This is a genomic window from Streptomyces hyderabadensis, from assembly GCF_020404845.1.
GTDB lineage: Bacteria > Actinomycetota > Actinomycetes > Streptomycetales > Streptomycetaceae > Streptomyces > Streptomyces hyderabadensis.
Window position 1 is genome coordinate 12961 of sequence record NZ_JAIOJZ010000051.1, and the last position, 25257, is coordinate 38217.

19 protein-coding genes are annotated in these 25257 nt (G+C 74.2%); 13 read left to right on the forward strand and 6 right to left on the reverse strand.

What is annotated here, in order from left to right; translation table 11 throughout:
- Window positions 1-22: 22 nt before the first annotated feature.
- The 3 genes from katG (at window position 23) to K7854_RS29875 (ending at window position 3676) form a co-directional block, all read left to right on the forward strand.
- Complete coding sequence (gene katG / locus K7854_RS29865) at window positions 23-2245, forward strand: catalase/peroxidase HPI (protein WP_226029675.1); 2223 nt, start codon at window positions 23-25, stop codon at window positions 2243-2245.
- A gap of 92 nt (window positions 2246-2337) precedes the next feature.
- Window positions 2338-3339 carry an aminoglycoside phosphotransferase family protein gene (locus K7854_RS29870; RefSeq protein ID WP_226029703.1) on the forward strand — a complete coding sequence of 334 codons (1002 nt, stop codon included), beginning with the start codon at window positions 2338-2340 and terminating at the stop codon, window positions 3337-3339.
- A 70-nt stretch (window positions 3340-3409) separates the two neighbouring features.
- Window positions 3410-3676 (forward strand): hypothetical protein, encoded by a 267-nt coding sequence (locus K7854_RS29875; protein WP_102927352.1) that lies wholly within the window; start codon window positions 3410-3412, stop codon window positions 3674-3676.
- On the opposite strand, the gene K7854_RS29880 is transcribed toward K7854_RS29875, so the two are convergent.
- Window positions 3619-4647, reverse strand: coding sequence for a helix-turn-helix domain-containing protein (locus K7854_RS29880; protein ID WP_226029676.1), 1029 nt, complete (start codon window positions 4645-4647; stop codon window positions 3619-3621). The two genes, K7854_RS29875 and K7854_RS29880, sit on opposite strands and share 58 nt — an antisense overlap.
- Before the next feature lie 93 nt (window positions 4648-4740).
- On the opposite strand from K7854_RS29880, the gene K7854_RS29885 reads away from it, so the two are divergent.
- The 3 genes from K7854_RS29885 to K7854_RS29895 all read left to right on the forward strand — a co-directional run bounded on the left by K7854_RS29885 (window position 4741) and on the right by K7854_RS29895 (window position 9613).
- Complete coding sequence (locus K7854_RS29885; RefSeq protein WP_226029677.1) at window positions 4741-6276, forward strand: alpha/beta hydrolase; 1536 nt, start codon at window positions 4741-4743, stop codon at window positions 6274-6276.
- Window positions 6277-6405: 129 nt separating this feature from the next.
- Entirely contained in the window at window positions 6406-8004 is a 1599-nt protein-coding gene (locus tag K7854_RS29890) for a sulfite oxidase (RefSeq protein WP_226029678.1), read from the forward strand.
- 205 nt (window positions 8005-8209) lie between these two features.
- Complete coding sequence (locus K7854_RS29895) at window positions 8210-9613, forward strand: cellulase family glycosylhydrolase (RefSeq protein WP_226029679.1); 1404 nt, start codon at window positions 8210-8212, stop codon at window positions 9611-9613.
- A gap of 27 nt (window positions 9614-9640) precedes the next feature.
- On the opposite strand, the gene K7854_RS29900 is transcribed toward K7854_RS29895, so the two are convergent.
- Window positions 9641-9862, reverse strand: a complete 222-nt coding sequence (locus K7854_RS29900) for a hypothetical protein (protein ID WP_108932931.1) — start codon at window positions 9860-9862, stop codon at window positions 9641-9643.
- Here K7854_RS29900 and K7854_RS37590 point away from each other — a divergent pair.
- From K7854_RS37590 to K7854_RS29915, 3 genes are read left to right on the forward strand one after another with little or no spacing between them, the layout of a single operon-like run.
- Window positions 9855-10199 (forward strand): hypothetical protein, encoded by a 345-nt coding sequence (locus K7854_RS37590; RefSeq protein ID WP_264087906.1) that lies wholly within the window; start codon window positions 9855-9857, stop codon window positions 10197-10199. The two genes, K7854_RS29900 and K7854_RS37590, sit on opposite strands and share 8 nt — an antisense overlap.
- A 53-nt stretch (window positions 10200-10252) precedes the next feature.
- Window positions 10253-10942, forward strand: a complete 690-nt coding sequence (locus K7854_RS29910; protein WP_226029680.1) for a response regulator transcription factor — start codon at window positions 10253-10255, stop codon at window positions 10940-10942.
- Window positions 10939-12267 (forward strand): sensor histidine kinase, encoded by a 1329-nt coding sequence (locus tag K7854_RS29915; protein ID WP_226029681.1) that lies wholly within the window; start codon window positions 10939-10941, stop codon window positions 12265-12267. Before K7854_RS29910 ends, K7854_RS29915 begins: the two co-directional genes overlap by 4 nt.
- 75 nt (window positions 12268-12342) lie before the next feature.
- On the opposite strand, the gene K7854_RS29920 is transcribed toward K7854_RS29915, so the two are convergent.
- Entirely contained in the window at window positions 12343-13224 is an 882-nt protein-coding gene (locus K7854_RS29920) for a CAP domain-containing protein (RefSeq protein ID WP_226029682.1), read from the reverse strand.
- Between the two features lie 476 nt (window positions 13225-13700).
- Between K7854_RS29920 and K7854_RS29925 the strand changes: the two genes are divergently transcribed.
- The 4 genes from K7854_RS29925 to K7854_RS29940 all read left to right on the forward strand — a co-directional run bounded on the left by K7854_RS29925 (window position 13701) and on the right by K7854_RS29940 (window position 19767).
- The gene (locus K7854_RS29925; protein WP_226029683.1) at window positions 13701-13979 is read left to right on the forward strand and encodes an acyl carrier protein; all 279 of its coding nucleotides are present in this window, start codon (window positions 13701-13703) and stop codon (window positions 13977-13979) included.
- The gene (locus K7854_RS29930) at window positions 13976-15265 is read left to right on the forward strand and encodes a beta-ketoacyl-[acyl-carrier-protein] synthase family protein (RefSeq protein ID WP_226029684.1); all 1290 of its coding nucleotides are present in this window, start codon (window positions 13976-13978) and stop codon (window positions 15263-15265) included. Before K7854_RS29925 ends, K7854_RS29930 begins: the two co-directional genes overlap by 4 nt.
- Window positions 15262-16263, forward strand: coding sequence for an ACP S-malonyltransferase (locus tag K7854_RS29935; RefSeq protein ID WP_226029685.1), 1002 nt, complete (start codon window positions 15262-15264; stop codon window positions 16261-16263). Before K7854_RS29930 ends, K7854_RS29935 begins: the two co-directional genes overlap by 4 nt.
- Before the next feature lie 129 nt (window positions 16264-16392).
- Window positions 16393-19767 (forward strand): pyruvate carboxylase, encoded by a 3375-nt coding sequence (locus K7854_RS29940; protein ID WP_226029704.1) that lies wholly within the window; start codon window positions 16393-16395, stop codon window positions 19765-19767.
- Between the two features lie 77 nt (window positions 19768-19844).
- Here K7854_RS29940 and K7854_RS29945 read toward each other — a convergent pair whose 3' ends face one another.
- The 3 genes from K7854_RS29945 to K7854_RS29955 all read right to left on the reverse strand — a co-directional run bounded on the left by K7854_RS29945 (window position 19845) and on the right by K7854_RS29955 (window position 25208).
- Window positions 19845-22391 (reverse strand): discoidin domain-containing protein, encoded by a 2547-nt coding sequence (locus K7854_RS29945; protein ID WP_226029686.1) that lies wholly within the window; start codon window positions 22389-22391, stop codon window positions 19845-19847.
- 123 nt (window positions 22392-22514) lie between these two features.
- The gene (locus K7854_RS29950) at window positions 22515-24047 is read right to left on the reverse strand and encodes a CYTH and CHAD domain-containing protein (protein ID WP_226029687.1); all 1533 of its coding nucleotides are present in this window, start codon (window positions 24045-24047) and stop codon (window positions 22515-22517) included.
- A gap of 36 nt (window positions 24048-24083) precedes the next feature.
- On the reverse strand, window positions 24084-25208 hold the full coding sequence (locus K7854_RS29955) for a M23 family metallopeptidase (protein WP_226029688.1): 1125 nt from the start codon (window positions 25206-25208) through the stop codon (window positions 24084-24086).
- Between the last annotated feature and the right edge of the window lie 49 nt (window positions 25209-25257).

Here is a 25257-nt window from a genome sequence, read left to right on the forward strand (position 1 = left end):
CGCCCCGTCCGGAAGGATTCCCATGTCCGAGAACCACGACGCCATCGTGACCGACGCGAAGGCCGAGGAGACGGGCGGCTGCCCGGTCGCCCACGGACGCGCCCCGCACCCCACGCAGGGCGGCGGGAACCGTCAGTGGTGGCCGGAGCGGCTCAACCTGAAGATCCTCGCCAAGAACCCCGCCGTCGCCAACCCGCTGGGTGAGGAGTTCGACTACGCCGAGGCTTTCAACGCCCTCGACCTGGCCGCCGTGAAACGCGACATCGCCGAGGTGCTCACCACCTCGCAGGACTGGTGGCCCGCCGACTTCGGCAACTACGGCCCGCTGATGATCCGGATGGCCTGGCACAGCGCCGGCACCTACCGCATCAGCGACGGCCGAGGCGGCGCCGGTGCCGGTCAGCAGCGCTTCGCCCCGCTCAACAGCTGGCCGGACAACGGCAACCTCGACAAGGCCCGCCGCCTGCTGTGGCCGGTCAAGAAGAAGTACGGCCAGAACCTCTCCTGGGCCGACCTGCTGGTCCTCACCGGCAACGTCGCCCTGGAGACGATGGGCCTGGAGACCTTCGGCTTCGCCGGGGGCCGCGCCGACGTCTGGGAGGCCGAGGAGGACGTCTACTGGGGCCCCGAGACCACCTGGCTCGACGACCGCCGCTACACCGGCGACCGCGAGCTGGAGAACCCGCTCGGCGCCGTCCAGATGGGCCTGATCTACGTCAACCCGGAGGGCCCCAACGGCAACCCGGACCCGATCGCCGCCGCCCGCGACATCCGCGAGACGTTCCGCCGCATGGCGATGAACGACGAGGAGACCGTCGCGCTGATCGCCGGCGGACACACCTTCGGCAAGACCCACGGCGCCGGCCCGGCCGACGCGGTCGGCGACGACCCCGAGGCCGCCCCCATGGAGCAGATGGGTCTCGGCTGGAAGAACGCCCACGGCACCGGCAAGGGCGGCGACGCGATCACCTCCGGCCTGGAGGTCACCTGGACCAGCACACCCACCCAGTGGGGCAACGGCTTCTTCAAGAACCTCTTCGAGTACGAGTACGAGCTGGAGCAGAGCCCCGCCGGAGCCAACCAGTGGGTGGCCAAGGACGCCCCGGAGATCATCCCCGACGCGCACGACCCGGCGAAGAAGCACCGCCCCCGGATGCTCACCACCGACCTGTCGCTGCGCCTCGACCCGGTCTACGGGCCGATCTCGCGCCGGTTCTACGAGAACCCGGAGGAGTTCGCGGACGCCTTCGCCCGCGCCTGGTTCAAGCTGACCCACCGTGACATGGGCCCGAAGTCCCTGTACCTCGGCCCGGAGGTCCCCGAGGAGACCCTGCTCTGGCAGGACCCGCTGCCCGAGCCCGAGGGCGAGACGATCGACGCCGAGGACATCGCGACCCTCAAGACCAAGCTCCTGGAATCCGGCCTGTCGGTGTCGCAGCTGGTCACCACCGCCTGGGCCTCCGCGTCCACCTTCCGCGGCAGCGACAAGCGCGGCGGTGCCAACGGCGCCCGCATCCGCCTGGAGCCCCAGCGCGGCTGGGAGGTCAACGAGCCCGACGAGCTGGCGCAGGTGCTGCGCGTCCTGGAAGGCGTCCAGCAGGAGTTCAACTCCGGCTCCGGTGCCAAGAAGGTCTCCCTGGCCGACCTGATCGTCCTCGGCGGCTCGGCCGCGGTCGAGAAGGCCGCCAAGGAAGCCGGCTTCCAGGTGGAGGTCCCCTTCGCCGCGGGCCGCGTGGACGCGACGGAGGAGCACACCGACGCCGAGTCGTTCGAGGCGCTGGAGCCGACCGCCGACGGCTTCCGCAACTACCTCGGCAAGGGCAACCGGCTGCCGGCCGAGTACCTGCTCCTCGACCGGGCGAACCTGCTCACCCTGAGCGCGCCCGAGATGACCGTCCTGGTCGGCGGCCTGCGCGTGCTGGGCGCGGGCCACCAGCAGTCCCAGCTCGGCGTGTTCACCCGGACGCCCGGCTCGCTCACCAACGACTTCTTCGTCAACCTGCTCGACCTGGGCACCACGTGGACGTCGACGTCGGAGGACCAGACCACCTTCGAGGGGCGCGACGCGGCCACGGGCGAGGTCAAGTGGGCCGGCAGCCGCGCCGACCTGGTGTTCGGCTCCAACTCCGAGCTGCGCGCGCTCGCCGAGGTCTACGCGAGCGACGACGCCAAGGAGAAGTTCGTGCACGACTTCGTCGCCGCCTGGGTCAAGGTCATGAACCTCGACCGCTTCGACCTGGCCTGATCCACCCACCCGTCCCGGGGGCCCGCTCCAGGGCTCCCGGGAGCGGGGGAAACCCGGTGGCCGGGCGCGGCGCAGGGTGCTGGGATGGCGTGATGCTCAGTGACGCGCCGGAGACCGTGGACCGGGGCCGGTACCCGGACACCGTCACCCCCTGGGAGGACCCGGCCTGGCGCACCGAGGCTGTCGGCTGGATCGAGGCCCGGCTGGCCGCCCGCGGCCTGCGGCTGACGGGACGGTGGCGGGTGCGGCTGCGGCCCTGGTCCGTCCTGCTGCGGCTGTGCGTCGCGGGAGGCGACGCCGTCTGGTTCAAGGCGAACCCGCCGGCCAGTGCCTTCGAGGGCGCGCTGACCGCGGCACTGGCCCGCTGGGTCCCCGGGCACGTACTGGAGCCGCTGGCGGTGGACCCCGGCCGGGGCTGGACGCTGCTGCCCGACGGGGGGCCGCTGTTCCGGGAGGTCCTGGCGCGGGAGACGGTCACTCCCGGCGCGTGGGAGGACCTCCTGCGCCAGTACGCGGTCATGCAGCACGCCCTGACCCCGCGCGCGGGCGAGATCGCACGCCTGGGCGTGCCCGCCGTGCCCACCGGCGCGCTGCCCGGCGCCCTCGACCGGCTCGACGAGACGCCGCTGCCGCCCCGGGACCGGACCGCGCTGCGGGACCTGCGCCCCCGCCTGCTGGACTGGTGCGCGGAACTCGCGGACCTGGGCGTCCCCGACTCCCTCGACCACGCCGACCTGCACGACGGCCAGCTCTTCCATCCCGGGCCGGGCAGGTTCACCTTCTTCGACTGGGGCGACGCCGTCGTCGCCCATCCCTTCGCCAGCCTTGCCGTACCCGCCCGCCGGGCAGCCGAGCACCACGGCAGACGGATACTGCCGCGCCTGCGCGACGCCTACCTCGAACCCTGGACGGGCGCCGGCCGCACGCCCGCACGGCTGCGGCGCGCGGTGCGCCTCGCCTGGCGGCTCAGCGCCGTGAACCGAGCCGCCGCCTACGGAAGAATCTTCCCCACCGCGGCCGGCGACGCCGCTGCCGCGACGGCCGCGGCGGGCGCACACTGCCTGCTCGAACTGCTGGACGAACCCCCCTTGTGACAGCGTCTGGTTCCCACGGCTGCTCGCCGCGCGGGGGCCGTTGTCAGTGCCGGATGCGAGGCTTCACCCCATGGATGAGGTGGAGTTCATGCGCGGCAGGGTCTACGGCGCCGACCACGACAACCCCGGACCGCGCGCCGGACGCGTCTACGCGCACCTGGTGGGCGGCCCGCTGGACGGCCTGCTGCTGGACGTCACGGACCTCACGGAGCAGGAGCGCGGCCGCGCGGTCGCACTGGCGACGGAGATAGGCCGCTACGGCCCGGGCGGCCGCTCCGCCTACGCCCCGAGGCCGGGCGACGCCCGCCGCTTCGACTGGCGGGGCGACGTGCCCTGATCCGGCACCGCCCCGGTCTGGGCGGTCAGCGCCGCCAGCAGCCAGTCGTGCGCGGTGCCGGGGGTCGGCTCCGGGCGCCCGCCCGGCGGGGTGTTCACCTCGGCCACCAGCTCCCAGTAGCCGTCCAGACGGGGATCCGCGGCGAGCTGCCCGGCCAGCCGGTGACGGAAGCCGGGGGTGTCCCGCACCCCGTACGCGCTCGTGTACGCGGCGACGAAGCCGTCCAGCGCCTCACCCGGGTGCGGCTGCCGGCCCCGGCGCAGCTGCGCCCCGGCCAGCTCGTACGCCTCCGCGAGCCCCGCGTACAGCACGGCGGCCCCGCGCGCCCCGGCGGCCCGGTGCGCCTCCGGCTGGGGCTGCGCGGTGCCCGGACACGGGGCGAGGGTGAGGGCGTTGAGACGGGCGAAGGCCAGGACCTGGGCCGGGGCTGGGTCGTCGGGCGGCTGCGGCACCGCCACGTCCAGGAAGGCCCCGGCCGACCGGGCCGGCATCCGGGCCGGCAGCCACCCGCGCCAGAAGCGGACCAGGGGCGCCGTGCTGGGCGGGACGGACACGGCACCGATCAACCGCAGCCGGTCGGCCTGCTCACCGGGCGGCGACTCCTGCACCAGCCGCAGCGCGGCCTCCCGCCAGCGCAGGGCCCGCAGCTCCGAGCCGACCTCGCGCAGCCGGCCCGCCACCGCGGCCTCCAGCACCCCGCCCGCCGCGCTCCCGCCGGCCGGCCCGCCCTGCGCGTGCCGCTCGTCGAGCACCCGCCGCACCTCGGGGACGCCCAGACCCAGGGCACGCAGCGAACGGATCAGCCGCAGTCGGTCGAGCGCCTCCGGACCGTACCGCCGGTGTCCGCCCGCGCTGCGGGACGCCTCCGGCAGCAGGCCCCGGTCCGAGTAGAAGCGGACCGTCTTGACGGTGACACCCGCGCCCTCGGCCAGCTCGCCGATGCCGCACAGACCGTCGTTCGACGTGAACACTTGAACCTCCCTCAGGGGGAGTTCCTACCGTACCGGCGACGGCGGCCCGGTGATCGGCCCGGGCCGCACCGTGGACGGAGGAGAGAGAAGACCATGACCGCGTTCATCCTGGTGCCGGGCATGTTCACCGGCACGCACATCTGGCAGGACACCGCCGCGCGCCTGACCGCGGCGGGCGCCGAGGTGCACACGGTCGCCCTCACCGGGCTCGACGGACCGCGCGCGGCCACCGACCCCGCCGTGGACCTGGAGACCCACATCGCGGACGTACTCGCGGTGGTCGACTCGGTGGGCGCGGCCGAGGACCGGCGGATCGTGCTGGTCGGCCACGACTACGGCATCCACCCGGCGGTGGGTGCCGCCGACCGGCGGGCGGAGCGCATCGGGCGGATCGTCCACCTGGACTCCGGCCTGCCGAGGGACGGCGTCCCGGCCCTGGCCGCGGTGCCCGACCAGACCCTGCGCGACCGCCTCGCCGGAGCCACCGGAAACGCGGACGAGGCCCGAGGTGTGCTGCCGCCCCCGGCGCTCGACGAGTGGCCGCGCTGGGGCAGCACCGCGGGGGTCCCCGACGCCGCGCTGGACCGGCTCACCGCCCTCGCCGCGCCGCAGCCCCTGGGCACCCTGCTCCAGCCGCTGCGGCTGACCGGCGCGGCCGGCGCGGTGCCCACCACCGGCGTGCTGTGCACCGGCAACGGCACGAGCATCGAGCTGATCCAGATGCTGGTGCGGCTCGGTGATCCCGCGCTGCGCCCCCTGACCGACCCCCGGGTGACCTTCTTCGAACTCCCCACCGGCCACTGGCCGATGCTGTCCTGCCCCGGGGAGCTGACGGACGTGCTGCTGCGGGCCGCTGCGGGCGAGGGCCACCGGCTGGAACCGGCCGATGACGACGCTGGTCCCGGTCACATGCGGCCTTTCCTGATGGACGTGCCCGACGTCCCGAGGGAGCGGCACGGGAACGTCGACCTCTACCTGCCCGACGCCGAGGAGCCGCGGCCGGCGGTGGTGCTCGTGCACGGCGGCCCGGTCCCCGCGGACGCCCGGCCGACCCCGCGGGACTGGCCCGGCCTGACGGGGTACGCGCGCTGCCTGGCCGGGGACGGAGCCGTGGGCGTCCTCCTCGACCACCGCCTGCACGACCTCGGCGACTACGAGCGGGCCGCCGCGGACGTGGCCGCCGCCGTGGAGATGGTGCGGGCCGATCCGCGGGTGGACGGGGACCGGATCGCGCTGTGGTTCTTCTCCGGCGGCGGCCTGATCGCCGCCGACTGGCTGGACGCGCCCCCGGCCTGGCTGCGCTGCCTGGCGGCCACCTACCCCGTCCTGGCGCCCCTGCCGAACTGGGGGATGTCCGAGACCCGCCTGCGACCGGCGCGGGCCGTGGCGAACGCGGGCGACCTGCCCGTGGTCCTCACCCGGGTGGGACTGGAGATGCCGGAGCTGGCCGCCACCGTCGAGGAGTTCCTGGCCGCGGCCAAGGACTGCGGGGCGGACGTCGAGGTGATCGACGTGCCGCACGGCCACCACGGCTTCGAGACCATCGACGTGACCGACGAGTCGCGCACGGCGGTGCGTCACGCGCTGCGCACGGTGCTGGGCCATGCCTTCGGCACCGGGGCGCGGTGACGGCGGGCGGCGGGCCCCCATCCGTCCGCCGCCCGGTGTGCCGCCCCATCCGCCGCCCGTGCGCCGGCCCATCCGTCCGCCGTCCGTGCGCCGACCAATCCATCCACCGCCCGGCGCCGGATTACCGTCGTGAGCGACCACGACGAGAACCCGCGCGAACCGTCGGCCAGGAGCTGGCCCCGCCTCGGACTGGGGGCACTCAGCGGTCTGCTCGCGGGCGGCGCCGCCCTCGCCGTCGCCGAGCTGGTGGCGGCGGCGGTGCGCCCGCAGGCCGGCCCGGTCGTCGCGGTCGGCGGGGCCGCCGTCGACCGCACGCCGAGCGCGGTGAAGGACTGGGCGATCCGTACCTTCGGCGCCGACGACAAGCTGGTGCTCCAACTCGGCATCCTCGCCGTGCTCACCCTGTTCGCGGCGGCCCTCGGCGCGCTCGCCGTCCGGCATCGGCGCACCGGCGCCGCGGCGGTCCTCGTCTTCGGCGTCGTCGGCGCCGCGGCGGCCCTCGGCAGGCCCGACTCCACCGGTGTCACGGACGCCCTCCCGTCCGTCCTGGGGGCGGTCGCCGGCGCGGCACTCCTGTACGTCCTCGTCGGTCTCCTCCCGGCGCCGCGCCGCGAGCTGCCGGGGGAGCGGGGCGAGGGCTGGGACCGGCGCCGGTTCGTGCTCGCGGCGACCGCCGCCGCCGCGGCCTCCGCCGGGGCCGGCGTCCTGGGCCGGGCCCTGAGCGCCGCGGGCGGGCGGGAAGCGGTCGCCTCCCGGGATCAGGTCGTCCTTCCGGCGCCCGGCTCACCGGCCCCGGCGGTGCCCCGGCGGGCACAGGTCCGGGTGCGGGGGGTCAGCCCCTTCGTCACCCCCAACAGCGATTTCTACCGGGTCGACACCGCACTGGTGGTCCCCAAGGTGGACGCCACGGCCTGGCGGCTGCGCGTGCACGGCGCGGGGGTCGCGCGGGAGAGGACGCTGACCTTCGACGACCTGCTCCGGCGGGAGCTGATCGAGCGGGACATCACCCTCACCTGCGTGTCCAACGAGGTCGGCGGCCCGTACGTCGGCAACGCCCGCTGGACCGGCGTCCGGCTCGCCGACCTGCTTCGGGAGTGCGGCGTCCGGCCGCCGTCGCGGGGCGGCCCGGCGGACCAGCTGGTGGCCCGCTCCGTGGACGGCATGACCCTCGGCACGCCCGTCGAGGACGTCATGGACGGCCGCGACGCGATGCTCGCCCTCGGCATGAACGGCGAGCCCCTGCCCTTCGACCACGGATTCCCCGTCCGCATGCTCGTGCCCGGCCTCTACGGCTACGTCTCGGCCTGCAAGTGGATCGAGGAGATCGAGCTGACCACGTTCGACGCCTACGACGCGTACTGGGTCAGGCGGGACTGGGCCCGTGAGGCGCCGGTCAAGACCCAGTCCCGGATCGACACGCCGAAGCCGTTCGCCCGGCCGGAGGCGGGCACGGTGATGGTCGCCGGAGTCGCCTGGGCCCAGCACCGCGGCATCGACAAGGTCGAGATCCGGGTCGACGACGGCCCATGGCAGGAGGCCGTCCTGGCCGCCGAGGCCTCGCGCGACACCTGGCGACAGTGGTCGTACGCCTGGCAGGCCACCGAGGGCGGCCACACCCTCACCGTGCGGGCCACCGACCGGACCGGCGAGGTGCAGACGGAGAGGCGCACCCGGACCGTGCCGGACGGCGCGAGCGGGTGGCACTCGGTCGTGGTGACGGTGGACTGACGACCGGACCGGCCTCCTCCCCTCCGGTCCCGTCTGGTCCCGTCTCCGAAGGACAAGGGTCTGGACAAGCGTGTGGGCAAGCGTTTTCTGCTCTCGGTCTTGACGTGTACGCGACGTAGTTAGTTCCATGTTGTCCCATGGCTGTGGGAGCGCTCCCACAGTCATGCAGGTCCCATGCCCGCACTACTCAGTCCTGGGAGTCGCCGTGCGTACAGCAAGACGTAGGACCCCGGCACCGAAGACCCTCGCGGCCCGCCTGGCGGCCGGTCTCGCCGCGCTGATCGGGCTGGTCGTCGTCGGTGCCCTCGGCCCGGGAGCCGCCGTGGCCCAGTCGCCCGCGGGCCGGGCGGCGGGAGACCGGCCGGCCGGTACGCAGGCGACCGGCCTGCACATCGGCGAGGGCCGGCTGCTGGAGGGCAACGGCAACGACTTCGTCATGCGCGGGGTCAACCACGCCCACACCTGGTACCCCGGCGAGACGCAGTCGCTCGCGGACATCAAGGCGCTGGGCGCCAACAGCGTCCGGGTCGTCCTCTCCGACGGGCACCGCTGGAGCGAGAACGGCCCCGCGGACGTCGCCGCCATCATCGAGCAGTGCAAGGCCAACCGGCTGATCTGCGTCCTGGAGGTGCACGACACCACCGGCTACGGCGAGGACGCCGCGGCCGGCACCCTCGACCACGCCGCCGACTACTGGATCGGCCTCAAGGACGTGCTGGCCGGCCAGGAGGACTACGTCGTCGTCAACATCGGCAACGAGCCCTGGGGCAACACCGACCCGGCGGGCTGGACCGAGCCGACCGTCGCGGCCGTCGAGAAGCTGCGCGCCGCCGGACTCCGGCACACGCTCATGGTGGACGCGCCCAACTGGGGCCAGGACTGGCAGGGCGTGATGCGCGCCGACGCGCAGGCCGTCCACGACGCCGACCCCACCGGCAACCTGATCTTCTCCATCCACATGTACAGCGTCTTCGACACCGCCCAGGAGATCACCGACTACCTGAACGCCTTCGTCGCCGCGAAGCTGCCCATCGTCATCGGCGAGTTCGGCGGCCCGGCCGACCAGTACGGCGACCCCGACGAGGACACCATGATGGCCGCCGCCGAACAGCTCGGCCTCGGCTATCTGGCCTGGTCCTGGAGCGGCAACACCGACCCGGTCCTCGACCTGGCGCTCGACTTCGACCCGGGCAGGCTCAGCGACTGGGGCGAACGGATCTTCCACGGCGTCAACGGCATCGCCGAGACCTCGAAGGAGGCCACCGTCTACGGCGGCGGCACCCCGGGCGGTGCCTGCTCCGTCGGCTACCGCGTGGTGGGCGAGTGGCCCGGCGGCTTCCAGGGCGAGATCACCGTCCGCAACACCGGGAGCGCCGCCCTCGGCCCCTGGACGCTCGCCTTCGCCTTCCCGGACGGCCAGACCGTCACGAACATGTGGGGCGGCACCGCCACCCAGAACGCGGGCGCGGTGAGCGTCGCCCCGGCCTCCTACACCGCCACCATCCCGCCCGGCGGCACGGTCGTCCTCGGCTTCACCGCGCACAAGGGCGGCACCAACACCGCCCCGACCGCGTTCAGCCTGAACGGGGCCGCCTGCGCCGCCACGTGACCGGGAGGAGGGCGCGGGTGAGGAACGTCACCACGACACCTCGCGGACGTCGGCCCGGCTCTGCGGCTGCGTCGTCGCGGTGATCTCCGAGCGGTGGCGGCTCGCCGCGAAGGTCACCTTCAGGGTCTGCGGCGCGCTCTGCTCCGTACTCACCGTGAAGCCCTGGTTCGGCACCGCCGAGATCAGGCACACCCCGCCGCCGCCGAACCGCACGGTCGCCTTGCCGCCCTCGGAGGGCACCGTGTACACGCCCGCACCGCCCTCCTCGCAGCCCGGGCCGCCGCCGCCCGCGGGAGTCCGCGAGGCCGTGGTGCGGGCGCTCGGCGTCGGGGTGGGGGTCGGCGCCGGCTCGGGCGGCGCCTGGCTGGTGTGGGACGGCGTCGGGCTGGGCGCGCGGCTGGTCGGCGACGGGCTGGGCGTGGCCGTCACCGTCTTGGAGACCGTCGGGCGGGGCGGGGCCGGGAGCTCCTTCGGTGCCGTCTGCGCGACCGGCGCGGTCGGCCGGGTCGACCCCACCACGAAGTGGATCGTGATGATGACAGCCGTGACACTGGCCGCCGTGCAGGACAGCCAGATGATCAGGTAGCGCAGGAGGCGGGACACGACACCATAGTGACGGACCGGCTAACGTGCCTGCCCATGGCCTCCGTACTTGTCGTCGAGGACGACCCCGTGATCCGGGCCGCGCTGATCGAGGTCCTCACCGGGCACGGCTACGCGGTGAAGACCGCACACCAGGGTTTCGAGGCGCTGCGCGACATCACCCAGAGCCCGCCGGACATCGTCGTGCTCGACCTCGGCCTGCCCGACCTCGACGGACTCGACGTGCTGCGGATGATCCGGGGCATATCCCGCGTCCCGGTGCTGGTCGCCACCGCCCGGGACGACGAGACCGAGATCATCCGGCTGCTCAACGCCGGGGCCGACGACTACCTGGTCAAGCCCTTCTCCGGCGGCCAGCTCGCGGCCCGGCTCGCCGCCGTGCTGCGCCGCTCCGCGCCCGCCGACCTCCGGGCCGCGCGGCCGCCGGTCCTGCAGGTCGCCGACCTGCGCATCGACCCCACGGCGCGCACCGCCCATCTCGCCGGCCGCGAACTGGCCCTCACCCGCCGCGAGTTCGACCTGCTCGCCTATCTGGCCGCCAACGCCGACCAGGTCGTCTCGCGACAGCGGATCCTCGCCGAGGTGTGGCAGCAGCCGTACGTGGAGGACCAGACGGTGGACGTCCACCTGTCCGCGCTGCGCCGCAAAATGGGTGAGAAGGCGCGCAAGCCCCGCTACCTCCACACCGTGCGCGGCATCGGCATCAAGCTGGTCAGCGCGCCATGAGACGTGCCCTCGCCGGGATCGCCCTGGCCGTCACCTCCATGGTGGCGCTGTCGTTCCTCGTCCCGCTCGCCCTCCTCGTGCGCGAACAGGCCCGCGACCGGGTCACCACCGCCGCCGAGCAGCGCGCCGCGGCGCTCTCACCGGTCCTCGCCCTCACCACCCGGCGCGCCGACGTCCAGCAGGCCGTGGCGGAACTCGGCTCCGCCGACCAGCTGGCCGTGCGGCTGCCCGACGGCGGCTTCGTCGGCACCCCGCACGCGCCCGAGGAGGCGCTGGACCGGGCCGTACGAGGGCGCGAGACGCTCGCCGTGGACACCTCGGACGGCTGGGCCTACCTCCAGCCCGTCGTCCTGCGGGGCGAGCGGGTCGCGGTCGTGGAGGCCTACGTGCCCGCCGCGGACCTCACCCGGGGCGTCGCGGCCTCCTGGGGCGTGATGGCCCTGCTCGCCGTCGGACTGGTGGGCGGCTCGGTGCTGGTCGCCGACCGGCTCGGCGCCCGGGTGGTGCGCTCCTCCCGGGGCCTCAAGCGCGCCTCCCTCGCCCTCGGCTCCGGCGACCTCGGCGTACGGGTGGAGCCGGACGGCCCGCCCGAGCTGCAGGAGGCCGGGGCGGCGTTCAACACCATGGCCGACCGGGTCGTCGACCTGCTCGCCGTCGAACGCGAGCTGGTCGCCGACCTCTCGCACCGGCTGCGCACCCCGCTGACCGCCCTCTACCTGGAGGCCGACCGGATGGGCGCGACACCGAGCGCGCAGCGCGTCACCGAGGCGGCGGGGCAGCTGGAGCGCGAGCTGGACTCGATCATCGCGGCGGCGCGTACGCCACTGGCGGCGGCGCAGCTGACCGGAACCGGGCCGGGTACGGCGAAACCGTGCGACGTCGCCGAGGTGGTCGCCATGCGCCTGGACTTCTGGTCGGTCCTCGCCGCCCAGCAGGAGCGGCCGTTCGAGCGCTCCCTCACCCCGCGTCCGACCCCCGTGGCCTTCCCCGAGGACGACCTCGCCGCCGTCGTCGACGCCCTGATCGGCAATGTCTTCCGGCACACCCCGCAGGGCACTCGCTTCGTCGTCCGGGTGGAGCGCCGGGACCGGCACGTGCATCTCACGGTCGACGACGCCGGGCCGGGTGTCGCCGATCCGGAGGCGGCCCTCACCCGCGGTGTCAGCGTCGGCGGTTCCACCGGGCTCGGCCTGGACATCGTGGCCCGGGCGGCCCGCGCGGCCGACGGCGAACTGACGATCACCCGCGCGCCGCTCGGGGGCGCACGGGTGACGGTGTCGTTCGCACTCGCCGACGGGAGTGCGGCCGGCGGCGCGGGACGGTGACGGGCGTTTCCGGGCGGCGGTGACGGGTGCTTCGGGGCGGCCGTGACGGGCGTTTCCGGGCTGCCGTGACCGGTGTCAGCGGCCGGTACCGAAGTCCTGGGTCCACCAGGGGCCGCCGTCGCCGAAGTGGACGCCGACGCCCAGCTCCTTGAAGGAGCAGTTGAGTATGTTCGCCCGGTGGCCGGGGCTGTTCATCCAGGAGTCCATCACCGCGGCGGCGTCCGCCTGGCCCCGGGCTATGTTCTCGCCCAGCGTCGACCACTGGTATCCGGCGGCCTCGACCCGGCTCGCCATGGTGGAGCCGTCGGGGCCCGTGTGGGACATCACCCCGCTGCTCGCCATCACGTCGCTGTAGTCGTCCGCGGCCCGGGTGAGCTTGTCGTTCGCGGTGACCGGCGAGCAGCCCGCAGAGGCCCGTTCCTGGTTCACCAGCGCGAGCACCTGGGCTTCGGCGCCGCCCGTCGCTCCCGAGCCGGATCCGGAGCCCGAGCCGGATCCGGAGGCCGAGCCGCCGGCCGACCCGGAGCCGCTGCCACCGGAGCCGCTGCTGCCGGATCCGTCACCGCCGCTCTTCGTGGTGGCCCTGACGGGGGCCTTCGAGGCCGGTGCGGGAGCCTTGGCGGTGCCGGTCGCCGGGCTTGCCGTCTTCTTCGGCTTCTTCGTCGGCTTCGTGCTCGGGCTCGGCGAGGCGCTCGCCGTGGCGCTCGGGCTCGCCGACGTGGACGCGAGCGGTGCCGCACCGCCTGCCACGTCCTCGGCGTTCGGCGCCCGGTCGGCGGCGTTCGCGGTGACCCGGTCCGAGGCGCCGCCGTCGTCGCCGCCGGTGACGGCCAGCGTGATCCCGACGCCCGCCGTCACGGTGACGGCGCCGAGTGCCAGCGCGGTACCGCGGGTCCTGAGCCCGCCGCGGGGGCGGGCGTGGGAGCGGGACGGGCGAGCGGCTCGGCGGGAACCCATACGCAGGACACCTCGGCTTGTCGGTGGGCTGACGGAGCCCCGTACCCGGTGGACGCGACCGCGCGCCCACCGGGACTGTGGGGGGTGTTCGAGAGCCTAGGACCCCACCGGCGTGGAAACGCCCGTTCGAAGGTCATCTTCAGAAAGCCTTAAAAGAGCCACCAAAGTCCGTTGAGGAAGCGCGGCCCCGCCGCACCGGGTCCCGCCCGCCCCCTTACGCACGCGCCGCTCCCCACCCTCGGTCCGCCCCGGGGCGCTTCAGGGTGAAGGGTGGACACGGGTGCTCACAGGAGCCCGTCCCGTGCCCCCGATGCTCCGCCGTCCCCCTGTGCCCGGCGCTTGCCGTGCCGGATCGGCGGACAGTCTGTCGGCGTGAACCGGCAGGTCGCCGGACACCGCCGGCGCGCCCGGGAGGACCGGGTCCTCCCGCCCACCGCCTCCGGGCGCGCCGTGCACGGACCAAGGAGGTACCGGACATGCCGTCCACCGCCGACGAAGGAAAGCTGCTCGACGAAGTGCGGGACCTGCTGGCCGCCACGGTCGAGGACCTCACCGTGGAGGAGATCCAGCCGGACTCCTCGCTCCAGGACGACCTGGGGGTCGACTCGCTGGCCCGGCTGGAACTGGTCGCCGCGATCGAGGACCGCTGGCAGATCGAGGTGCCCCAGGAGCAGGCGGACCGGCTCACGACGGTGCGGGAGATCGCCGCCCATCTCGCCGAGGCCGTCGTCGCCCCCGCGGGCAGCACCGCGTGAGCCCACGACACGCGGCCGCCCGGGGCCGCGCGGAGGAGCGGTCCGCCGTGGTCACGGGGCTGGGACTGACCACCGCCCTGGGCGGCGACGTCCCGACCACCTGGCGGGCCCTGCTGGGCGGCGTGTGCGGCGTCGAGCGCGTCGACTTCGCGGAGCCGGAGGGGCCCGCGCAGGTCTATCTCGCGGCCCCGGCGGCGGTCGACCCCCGGACGGTCCTGTCGTCCGCCAAGGCGGCGCACTGCGACCGCGCGGCGCAGTTCGCCCTCGTCGCCGCCCGCGAGGCCGTGCGCGACGCCGGTTTCGCCGACGTGCCGGCGCTCGCCGCGGAGGGCACGCGGGTGGCCGTGGTGGTCGGGGTGGGGCTGGGCGGCGTCACCAGCACCCTGGAGCAGAACCGCCGCCTGCTGACGCAGGGTCCGGGACGGGTGAGCCCGCGCACCATCCCGGTCATGCTGCCCAACCACCCGGCCGCAGAGGTGGGGCTGATGGTGGGCGCGAAGGCCGGCGTGCACGCCCCCGTCAGTGCCTGCGCCGCCGGGGCCGAGGCCCTCGCGCAGGCCCTCGGCATGATCCGGGACGGCCGCGCGGACCTCGTGGTCGCGGGCGGCGCCGAGGCGGCGCTGCATCCGCTGGCGCTGGCCGGGTTCGAGCGGTTGAAGGCCCTCTCCCGGCGCCACCACGACCCCAAGGGCGCCTCCAGACCCTTCGACGCCGACCGGGACGGCTTCGTGATGGGGGAGGGCGCCGGCATGCTCGTCGTCGAGAGCGCCGCGCACGCCGCCGCCCGCGGCGCCCGCGTCCACGGCCGGCTGACCGGGGCGGGCATCACCAACGACAGCCACCACGTGGCCCAGCCCGCGCCCGGCGGCACGGGCTGTGCGGCCGCCGTCGACACCGCGCTGCGCGACGCGGGGCTCGCTCCGGAGCAGGTCCAGCACATCAACGCGCACGCGACCTCGACACCGCTCGGCGACCTCGGTGAGGCGCAGGCGCTGCGCAGCGTCTTCGCCAAGGGACTGGACGACGTGGCGGTCAGTGCCACCAAGGCCGCCTTCGGGCACACCCTCGGTGCCGCCGGAGCCATCGAGGCCGTCCTCACCGTCCTCGCCCTGAGGGAGCGAACGGCACCGCCCGCGTGCAGTCTCGAACGGGTCGACCCCGAGATCGGCCTGAACGTCGTCGGCCGCGACCCGGCGGCACTGCCCGCCGGGCCCCTCGCGGCCGTCAGCACGAGCATGGGCTTCGGCGGGCACAACGTCGCGCTCGCCTTCGCCGACGCCTCATGAGGAACGACCACCCGGCCCCCGCCGGCGGCACACCACGCACCGTGCTGATGTGCCCCGGCCAGGGGGCCTACCTCCCCGGCGCCCTGCGCCACCTGAGCGAGGTCCCGTCCGTCCGGCGGGTGCTGGGGACGGTGGACGCCCACAGCACCGCGCTCGGCGGCACCCGGACGGCCGTCGGCCGCCTCCTCACCGACGCCGCGGCACCTGACCCCGACCGCCTCGTGCGCACCGACCCGCTCGCCTTCGACCTGGCCACCTACGCCGCCGTGGTCGCCTCCGCCACCGTCCTGCTCGACCTCGCGTCGACCCCGGTCCACGCGGTGCTCGGCCACAGCGTGGGCGACCTGGCGGCGCTCACCGTGACCGGGGTCATCACCCTCGAACAGGGCGTCCGGCTGCTCCACGTCCGCGACCGGCTGCTGCGCGACGCGGCGCTGCCGGCGGCGGGCCTGCTGGCCACCGACCTGACCGCCGAACTGGCGGCCGACCTGCTGCGCGACCAGGACCTGCCGCAGGTACGGATCGCCGCCCGCAACGCCCCCGGCCAGACGGTCCTGGCCGGGCCCGAGGACCAGTTGGCGGCCCTCGGGCGCACCGCTCGGGCACTCGGCCGTCGCGCCACTGTGCTGACCAGCCGCACCGCCTACCACCACCCCCTGCTCACCGAGGTCCACCGGGCCTTCCGCCGCCTCCTGCGCGCGCAGCCCGTCGCCCCGCCCACGCTGCCCGTGTACACGGCCACCGAGCCGGGGCCCGCCCGCACCCCGGCCCAGCTGCGCACGATCGCGGCCGCCCACCTCTGCGAGCCGCTCGCCTTCCACCGGAGTCTGGGCGCGCTGCGCCTGGCGGGTTTCACCACCTACCTCGACAGCGGCCCCCGGGCGCTGCTGAGCACCCTGGCCAGAGCCGGACTGCCCGGCTGCACCACCGCCGCCCCCTCCCGCACCCCGGCCGGCGTCGACCACATCCGCCGGCGCCTGACCGCCGCCCTGCGGTGACCGATGCCCTTGACCCGACGGCGGCGGCGCGGGTTCATGAGGGAGCCGGGAGTGGCCCGGCTCACATGGCGTACCGAGGGCGGCGCCGACACCATGGTCTCGTCACCCGGCAGGCTGAAGGGATCAAGAATGTTCCGCAAGGTGCTGGTCGCCAACCGCGGTGAGATCGCGATCCGGGCGTTCCGTGCGGGCTACGAGCTCGGCGCGCGTACCGTCGCCGTCTTCCCGCACGAGGACCGCAACTCGCTGCACCGGCTGAAGGCCGACGAGGCCTACGAGATCGGGGAGCAGGGGCATCCGGTGCGCGCGTACCTCTCCGTGGCGGAGATCGTCCGCGCCGCCCGCCGCGCCGGGGCCGACGCCGTCTACCCGGGGTACGGGTTCCTGTCCGAGAACCCCGAACTGGCCCGCGCCTGCGAGGAGGCCGGGATCACCTTCGTCGGGCCCAGCGCCCAGATCCTGGAGCTGACCGGCAACAAGGCCCGTGCCGTGGCCGCCGCCCGCGAGGCCGGCGTACCGGTGCTCGGCTCCTCCGCGCCCTCCACCGACGTGGACGAACTCGTGCGCGCCGCCGACGAGGTCGGCTTCCCGGTGTTCGTCAAGGCGGTCGCGGGCGGCGGCGGGCGCGGCATGCGCCGGGTCGAGGAACCCGCCCAGCTGCGCGAGGCCATCGAGGCCGCCTCCCGCGAGGCCGCGTCCGCCTTCGGCGACCCCACCGTCTTCCTGGAGAAGGCGGTCGTCGAACCCCGCCACATCGAGGTCCAGATCCTCGCCGACGGCGAGGGAAACGTCATCCACCTCTTCGAGCGGGACTGCTCGGTGCAGCGCCGCCACCAGAAGGTCATCGAGCTGGCGCCCGCACCCAACCTCGACCCGGCCCTGCGGGAGCGGATCTGCGCCGACGCCGTGAACTTCGCCCGGCAGATCGGCTACCGCAACGCGGGCACCGTGGAGTTCCTCGTCGACCGCGACGGCAACCACGTCTTCATCGAGATGAACCCCCGCATCCAGGTCGAGCACACCGTCACCGAGGAGGTCACCGACGTCGACCTCGTCCAGTCCCAGCTGCGCATCGCCGCCGGTGAGACGCTGGCCGACCTCGGACTCGCCCAGGAGAACATCACCCTGCGCGGCGCCGCCCTGCAGTGCCGCATCACCACCGAGGACCCGGCCAACGGCTTCCGTCCGGACACCGGCCGGATCAGCGCGTACCGCTCGCCCGGCGGCTCGGGCATCCGGCTCGACGGCGGCACCACCCACGCCGGTACGGAGATCAGCGCGCACTTCGACTCGATGCTGGTCAAACTCTCCTGCCGGGGACGGGACTTCACCACCGCGGTGAACCGCGCCCGGCGCGCGGTCGCCGAGTTCCGCATCCGCGGCGTCGCCACCAACATCCCGTTCCTCCAGGCGGTCCTGGACGACCCCGACTTCCAGGCCGGCCGGGTCACCACCTCGTTCATCGAGCAGCGCCCGCACCTGCTCACCGCCCGGCACTCCGCCGACCGCGGCACCAAGCTGCTGACCTACCTCGCCGACGTCACGGTGAACAAGCCGCACGGCGAGCGCCCCGAGCTGATCGACCCGCTGACCAAGCTGCCGACGGCGCCCACCGGCGAACCCCCGTCCGGCTCACGCCAGTTGCTCGCCCGACTGGGCCCCGAGGGCTTCGCCCGCCGGCTGCGCGAGTCGTCCACCATCGGCGTCACCGACACCACCTTCCGCGACGCCCACCAGTCGCTGCTCGCCACCCGGGTGCGCACCAGGGACATGCTCGCCGTGGCGCCCGTCGTCGCCCGCACCCTGCCCCAGCTGCTGTCCCTGGAGTGCTGGGGCGGCGCCACCTACGACGTCGCCCTGCGCTTCCTCGCCGAGGACCCCTGGGAGCGGCTGGCCGCGCTGCGCGAGGCGGTGCCCAACATCTGCCTCCAGATGCTGCTGCGCGGCCGCAACACCGTGGGCTACACCCCGTACCCCACCGAGGTGACCGACGCCTTCGTGCAGGAGGCCGCCGCCACCGGCATCGACATCTTCCGGATCTTCGACGCCCTCAACGACGTCGAGCAGATGCGGCCCGCCATCGAGGCCGTACGGCAGACCGGCACCGCCGTCGCCGAGGTCGCGCTGTGCTACACCGCCGACCTGTCCGACCCCGCCGAGCGGCTCTACACCCTCGACTACTACCTGCGGCTCGCCGAACAGATCGTGAACGCCGGCGCGCACGTGCTGGCGGTCAAGGACATGGCCGGTCTGCTGCGCGCCCCGGCCGCCGCGACGCTGGTGACCGCGCTGCGCCGGGAGTTCGACCTGCCGGTGCACCTGCACACCCACGACACCACCGGCGGCCAGCTCGCCACCTACCTGGCCGCGATCCAGGCCGGTGCCGACGCCGTCGACGGAGCCGTGGCGTCCATGGCCGGGACCACCTCGCAGCCGTCCCTGTCGGCGATCGTGGCCGCCACCGACCACACCGAGCGGCCCACCGGCCTCGGCCTCCAGGCCGTCGGCGACCTGGAGCCCTACTGGGAGAGCGTCCGCAAGGTCTACGCCCCCTTCGAGGCGGGCCTGGCCTCCCCGACCGGCCGCGTCTACCACCACGAGATCCCCGGCGGCCAGCTCTCCAACCTGCGCACCCAGGCCGTCGCGCTCGGCCTCGGCGACCGCTTCGAGGACATCGAGGCCATGTACGCCGCCGCCGACCGGATGCTGGGCCGTCTGGTGAAGGTCACCCCGTCCTCCAAGGTGGTCGGCGACCTGGCCCTGCACCTGGTGGGCGCCGGTGTCGCCCCGGCGGACTTCGAGGCCGAACCCGACCGGTTCGACATCCCGGACTCCGTGGTCGGCTTCCTCCGCGGCGAGCTGGGCACCCCGCCCGGCGGCTGGCCCGAGCCGTTCCGCAGCAAGGCGCTGCGCGGCCGCGCCGAGGCCAAGCCGCCCGCCGAGCTGTCCGAGGACGACCGCGACGGCCTCGGCAAGGACCGCCGGGCGACACTCAACCGGCTGCTGTTCCCGGGACCGGCGCGCGAGTTCGACACGCACCGGGCGTCCTTCGGCGACACCAGCGTGCTCGACAGCAAGGACTTCTTCTACGGGCTGCGCCCGGGCAAGGAGTACACGGTCGACCTCGACCCGGGCGTGCGGCTGCTCATCGAACTGCAGGCGGTCGGCGACGCCGACGAGCGCGGCATGCGCACCGTGATGGCCACCCTGAACGGACAGCTCCGCCCGATCCAGGTCCGCGACCGCTCGGCGGCCACCGACGTCCCGGTGACGGAGAAGGCCGACCGGGCGGACCCCGGCCATGTCGCGGCGCCGTTCGCCGGTGTGGTGACCCTCGCCGTCGCCGAGGGCGACACGGTGAAGGCCGGTGCCACGGTGGCCACCATCGAGGCGATGAAGATGGAGGCGTCCATCACCGCGCCGAAGTCCGGCACGGTGAGCAGGCTCGCCATCAACCGCATCCAGCAGGTGGAAGGCGGCGACCTCCTGGTGCAACTCGCCTGAGGAAGCAGGTACTTCGCCCTTGGGTGACGCGCCCCGCACCGCCGCGGGGCGCGTCGTTCCCGCAAGGCGGGGAACCGTCAGGGGAACTGGACGACCTTGGACGGCACCGTGTCCGTCCCCGACGTGGCCGCGCCGGTGTCGTTGACGACATGGCGGTACTGGCCCATGCCGCCGAGCGAGATCACCTGGAGGTTGCGCAGCCTGATGCCCGGCTTGACCGGCACCTGGAACCCGTGGTGCTGGACGATCGTCGGGTCGGACGTGTAGTTGCAGTAACTGCCCAGCGCCACCGCCTCGTGCTCGTTCACCGAGTCGGCGACCTTGTAGGCCGCGTAGCCCACGATGCCGTCGTGGGTGATGGCCGCCTCGTTCGGGGCGTCGTAGGCCTTCTCGTTCTGGAAGAAGACGGTCCGGCCGCGCTCCCCGCTCCAGTAGACGTCGTACTTGTTGAAGTGCTCGACGAACAGCCCGGTGGCGAGTACGTCGTCCCCGTTGACCCGCAGGCCGTAGTCGGCGCGGTTGGTCTCCCAGCCGACGCCCTCGCCGTGGTCGGCCCGCCAGATCCAGGTGTGGTCGATGAGCACGTCGTCGCTCTCGACCACCACGGAGTCGGTGGCCCGGCCGGGACCCGCGCCGCCGACGCGGATGAACACGTCCTGCATGGTGGTGGGGTTGGCGGAGTGGTCGGCGTTCCCGCCCGGCGTTCCGATCCGCAGCAGCGTGTCCGAGTTCACCGGGCCGGCGTCGATGAGGAAGCCCGCGAGCCGCACGCCGTCGACGTCGGCCACGTGCATGGCGTCGACCCCGCCGTCCGGAATGATCGTGGCCAGGCCGAGGCCCAGCACGACGGTGTTCGCCCGGTCGACCTCGATGGTCTGGTCGATGTGGTAAACGCCGGGCGTGAACAGCAGGTTGAGGCCCTGGTCGAGCGCGGCGTTGATGGTCGCCGCCGTCGCGCCGGGCTTCACGACGTAGAACTGGCTGAGCGGCAGCGAGGTGCCGCCGGCGTTGGCCGGCCAGGAGACACCACGCGCGTTGGTCCGCTTGGCCGGCACCCGCACCTTGTACTCGGCGCCGTCCAGGTAGAGGAAGGGCTTCTCGCGCGAGACCGGCGTGGTGTCGAGCGTGGTGTACGGACCGGTCTCGAAGTTGCCCGCGGGAGCGCCCTCGACGCCGGTGAAGGTCATGTTCCAGACGCCGTTGGTCCAGCCGCCGACCGAGCTGTCCCGGGTGTACCACTGCTGCTGGGAGTAGGGGCCGACGGTGCCGTCGATCTTGGAGTCGGCGATGTAGCCGCCGGAGGCCCAGCCGTAGCCGTTGGGCGCGAGGTTGAGCCCGCCCTGGACGTGGATCCGGCGGAACGGGGCCGCCTGGGCGACGGCCCACCGGTCGGTGCCGTTGACCGGCCTGATGGCGAGGTTCTCGGCCGAACGCCAGAAGTTCTGCGTGGCGTTGCCGTTGAACCAGCCCGCGTCCACGGTGATGTCACCGTTGATCTGCGTGTCGTCCGGGTTGAGGCCCAGACCGGAGACGGAGGTGTAGAAGCCCAGTTGGGCGTTGATGCCGTTGTAGGTGCCCGGCTTCAGCAGGAACTGGTAGCGGCCGCTGCCGAACTGGCTGGACTCCTGCTGGGCGAAGACCTGGTCGAACCTCTGCTGGAGGTTCGGCGTGGCGGGGTCCACGACGATGACGTTCGGCCCCAGGTCGCCACCGCCCTGGACCGGGGGAGTGCCGGTGGTGCCGGTGTGCACGGCGACCTCCCACAGCGAGTAGCCGTAGCCGGTGGCGCGGGCCGTGCCGTACACGCGGACGTAGCGGCCCGAACCGCTGACGTCGTAGGAGGACTTGCCCCCGGTGGCGTCCGTGACGCTCTTCAGCGTCTGCCAGTTCTGTCCGTCGGAGGAGGCCTCGATCCGGAAGTCCTTGGCGTAGGCGGCCTCCCAGTTCAGGTCCACCTTGCACAGGTCCCGTACGGCGCCGAGGTCGACCCGCACCCACTGCGGGTCGGAGGCCTGGCTGGACCAGCGGGTGCCGGCGTCGCCGTCGAAGGCCGCGGCGGCGGGTGTCCCGGCGTTCTCCACGGAGGAGGCGGAGGCGGGCCTGCCCTGCGCGGCGTCGGCGGTGTCGCAGGAGCCGCCCGGCGCGGTGCCGCCGGTGGTGCCGAAGACCTGGAACTCCCACAGGGAGTAGCCCCACGGGGTGGCCCGGTGGACGCCCTGCATGCGGACGTAGCGGCCCTGGCCCGAGACGTCGAGCGTGTCGGTGCCGCCATCGCCGCCGGTGACCGTCTGCACGTCGGTCCAGGTGCTCCCGTCGGGGGAGAGCTGGATCTTGTAGTCCTTGCCGTAGGCCGCCTCCCAGTCGAGTACCACGCGGGTGACGGAGGCGGTGGCGCCGAGGTCGACCTGGAGCCACTGGTCGTCGCTCGCGGCCGAGGACCACCGGGTGGCCCGGTCGCCGTCGACGGCGTTGCCGGACGGCGTCGCGGCGTTCTCGGCCGACGACGCCGTGGCCGTACGGCCCTGGGAGAGGGGGGTGTCGGCCACGGTGGCCGACATCGGGGCGGGAAGGGTGACGAGCGCCGCCGTGGCGACGAGCGCGACACCCAAGGATCTGAGTCTCATGCGGGCGCTTTCTGAGGATGCGGACAGGACCGGCCAACCGCTGGGCACAGCGGCTTAGTTCAAGGTGTGATTTAAGTGGTGAGCCTTTGATCCGGCAAGACTCGGCGCAAGACTTGTCGTCGTTCAGTGGGCGAGCGGGGCGCGCAGCGCGGGATCCGACGCCGCCCGCCACACCCCCGGCAGGGCCCGCTGCCGGGCTTCGGCACCCGCCCGCTCCCGGCCGTGCAGCACCCCCCACGTGAACGCCGACTCGCCCGCCCCGTGGGCGGTCACCGCCAGCTCCCGCAGGGTGTCCTGGGCGACCACCGCGTCCTGGTGCTCGCCGAGCAACTGCTGCAGCGCCCGGGCGTGTCTGCCGAGCCGGGCGACGGGCTTGCCGAGCGCGGGACGTGCGACCTCGGCCGCGTAGCGGAGCTTCTTGGCCGCCTTGCGCGCCTCGTGCAGCTCGGTCTGACGCGTCCGCCCGGCCGGAAGCGCGAGCGCCCGCTCCATCCGCCCGGCGAGGCGGTCGTACTCCGCCAGCACCGCCCGGGCCATCGTCCGGGCCGGCTTCCCGCCCGCCTTGGCGCGCAGCGGCGGGCTCTCGACCAGGGCGTCCAGCGCGTCCAGGAGCCGCAGGTAGCGCGCGGCGCCCAGGGCCGCGCGCGTCCGGGACCGCACGTCGACGCCCCGGGACGCCTCCCACGCCCGCAGCCGGGCGGCGACGGGGCCGAGCACCAGGTCGTCGGGGAGGGTGTCCAGCGCGCCGCCGATGCGGTCCCGCAGCACCTCCTGGTCCCGCGCGGCCCCCAGCTCGCCCGCCAGCCACCGCAGTTCCGCCCCCACGGGACCGGTGACCCGCCGGTCCAGCACCGACCGGTACGAGCGCAGACAGGCACGCAGCCGCCGGCAGGTGACCCGCATCTGGTGCACCGCGTCGGGCCGTTCCCGGCGCACCGCCGGATCCAGGGCCACCAGGATGCCCACCTGCTCACGCAGGTAGGCGAGCACATACGCGCCGGCGGACCCGGCGACCACCCCGGCGGACGGCCGCCGCACGGCCGCGTCGCCCACGCCGGTGTCGCGCAGCGCCCGGGCGAGCTTGGACGGGCTGTCGGCGCGCACCGTCCCCTTCTTGCGGAGCCGCTTCTCCACCGCGTCCAGCAGCCCGGCGGGGACCCCGTCGGCGAGTTCGACCTCCAGCTCGCCCCACTCGGCACGGCCGCCGCCCGACGCCGTCGCGTCCGCACGCACCTCGTCGAGGCTCAGCTCGGCGAGCACCCCGCCCCCGGCGTCGCGCAACTGCCGCACCTGCCGGGTGGACCGGATCCGCACCACCGGACGCAGCCGGGCGCCCCGGGTGCGGGACAGCACCAGCTCGCGCAGCGCCTCGGGCACGTCGTCCGACAGCGGGGCCCACACCTCCTCCCGGGTGTCCGGGCCGGCCGGCAGCTTCAGATGCCAGCCCGCGTCGGGACCGCCCGTGCGGCGGCGCAGCGTGACCGAGGACCCGGCCAGCCGCAGATCCTCGGTGTCGTGGTACACCGCGTCGAGTTCCTCGTCCCCGGCCGAGGTGACCGAGGCGACCGGGCCGACGCCGGTGAGGTCGGGCAGCCCGGCGAGGCCACCGGAGGGCGGCCGGTACTTCCGCTCTGTCTCGCGCTTCGACTGGGTCATGCTGAGGTCTTCGACACGATCCGCCGGATCAAACCCCTACGCGGTCAGCCAGGGGGCCGGATCGGTGTAGTACCCGTCGAGGATGACCTCGAAATGCAGATGGGGGCCGGTGGACAGGCCGGTCGAGCCGACCCGTCCGATCGGGGCACCGGCGTCCACCGACTGCCCCACGGCCACGTCCAGGGACGAGAGGTGACTGTAGGTCGTCTCCACCCGCTTGCCCTGGATGGTCCCGTGGTCGATCACGATGCGGTTGCCGTACGCGCTGGTGAGCGCGGCGAACACGACCCGGCCCCGGCGCGCCGCCACCACCTGCGCGCCCTGCGGGGCGGCGAAGTCCACACCGGTGTGCAGCTTGGTCACCCCGGTCAGCGGGTGCTGCCGCGACCCGAAGGGCGAGGTGACGGTGAGCGGGCTGACCGGCGCGGTCAGCAGGGCGCCGGCGGGCCCGCCCGGGCCGGCCGAGTCCTCCCGGTCGAGTGCCTCGTAACGCGGCAGCAGGGCCTGGACCTCGTCGAGGTACGTCTGCGCCTGCGCGGGGACCCGTCCCGCCTCGGTCACGGCGTCCGGGCCCGTGGCGTACGCGGCGAGGGTCAGCTCCACGAGGTCGCCGTTGATCCGGCCCTCGGTGCGCAGTTCGGTCACCTGCTTCGCCAGCGAACAGTCCCGCCGGCCCAGCGCCATGATCGCGTCCGCCGGATCGCGGGGCGAGGACTTCCCGTTGCCGTCGTCGTCCTTGCCCCAGGTCCGCCACTCGTCGTCGGTGAAGGCGGCGATGCCCTTCTGCCCGGAGAGTTCGTCCGAGTCGTCGCTCCAGCCGGAGAGCTGGTCGATCTGCGCGGCGAGCACGGACGGCTCCAGGACGGTGCAGGCCGAGGCCGCCTTGCGCAGCCACGGGACGTAGGAGGGGTCGATGTCGACCCCGGCGGACGGCTTGGCGTCGGAGTCGTCGGGCCACGGATTCGGCAGCCCGCCCAGCGCGAGGAAGGCGGCCACGCCGGTGACGGTCACCAGGGCAGGCAGCACCAGCAGGGTGACGGGTCCCAGCCCGCGGCGCTTGCGCCGGGGGCCGCGCTCCGGTCGTTTCGGCCGCTCCGGTTCCGGTGGCGGGCCGTCCGTGCCGTCGGCCGTCCGCGCCACGGTCAGCCGCTCGTCGTTCATCTGGCCGCTCGCCGGGACGTGATGCTCACGAGGGGACGCTATCGACGCC

Excerpts from the sequence above, each read along its gene's own strand:
- K7854_RS29870 (WP_226029703.1), top strand. The coding sequence starts at position 2,338 with ATGCTCAGTGACGCGCCGGAGACCGTGGACCGGGGCCGGTACCCGGAC.
- K7854_RS29935 (WP_226029685.1), top strand. The coding sequence starts at position 15,262 with ATGAGGAACGACCACCCGGCCCCCGCCGGCGGCACACCACGCACCGTG.
- K7854_RS29875 (WP_102927352.1), top strand. The coding sequence starts at position 3,410 with ATGGATGAGGTGGAGTTCATGCGCGGCAGGGTCTACGGCGCCGACCAC.
- K7854_RS29925 (WP_226029683.1), top strand. The coding sequence starts at position 13,701 with ATGCCGTCCACCGCCGACGAAGGAAAGCTGCTCGACGAAGTGCGGGAC.
- K7854_RS29910 (WP_226029680.1), top strand. The coding sequence starts at position 10,253 with ATGGCCTCCGTACTTGTCGTCGAGGACGACCCCGTGATCCGGGCCGCG.
- K7854_RS29885 (WP_226029677.1), top strand. The coding sequence starts at position 4,741 with ATGACCGCGTTCATCCTGGTGCCGGGCATGTTCACCGGCACGCACATC.
- K7854_RS29940 (WP_226029704.1), top strand. The coding sequence starts at position 16,393 with ATGTTCCGCAAGGTGCTGGTCGCCAACCGCGGTGAGATCGCGATCCGG.
- K7854_RS29950 (WP_226029687.1), bottom strand. The coding sequence starts at position 24,047 with ATGACCCAGTCGAAGCGCGAGACAGAGCGGAAGTACCGGCCGCCCTCC.
- K7854_RS29920 (WP_226029682.1), bottom strand. The coding sequence starts at position 13,224 with ATGGGTTCCCGCCGAGCCGCTCGCCCGTCCCGCTCCCACGCCCGCCCC.
- K7854_RS29915 (WP_226029681.1), top strand. The coding sequence starts at position 10,939 with ATGAGACGTGCCCTCGCCGGGATCGCCCTGGCCGTCACCTCCATGGTG.
- katG (WP_226029675.1), top strand. The coding sequence starts at position 23 with ATGTCCGAGAACCACGACGCCATCGTGACCGACGCGAAGGCCGAGGAG.
- K7854_RS29945 (WP_226029686.1), bottom strand. The coding sequence starts at position 22,391 with ATGAGACTCAGATCCTTGGGTGTCGCGCTCGTCGCCACGGCGGCGCTC.
- K7854_RS29955 (WP_226029688.1), bottom strand. The coding sequence starts at position 25,208 with ATGAACGACGAGCGGCTGACCGTGGCGCGGACGGCCGACGGCACGGAC.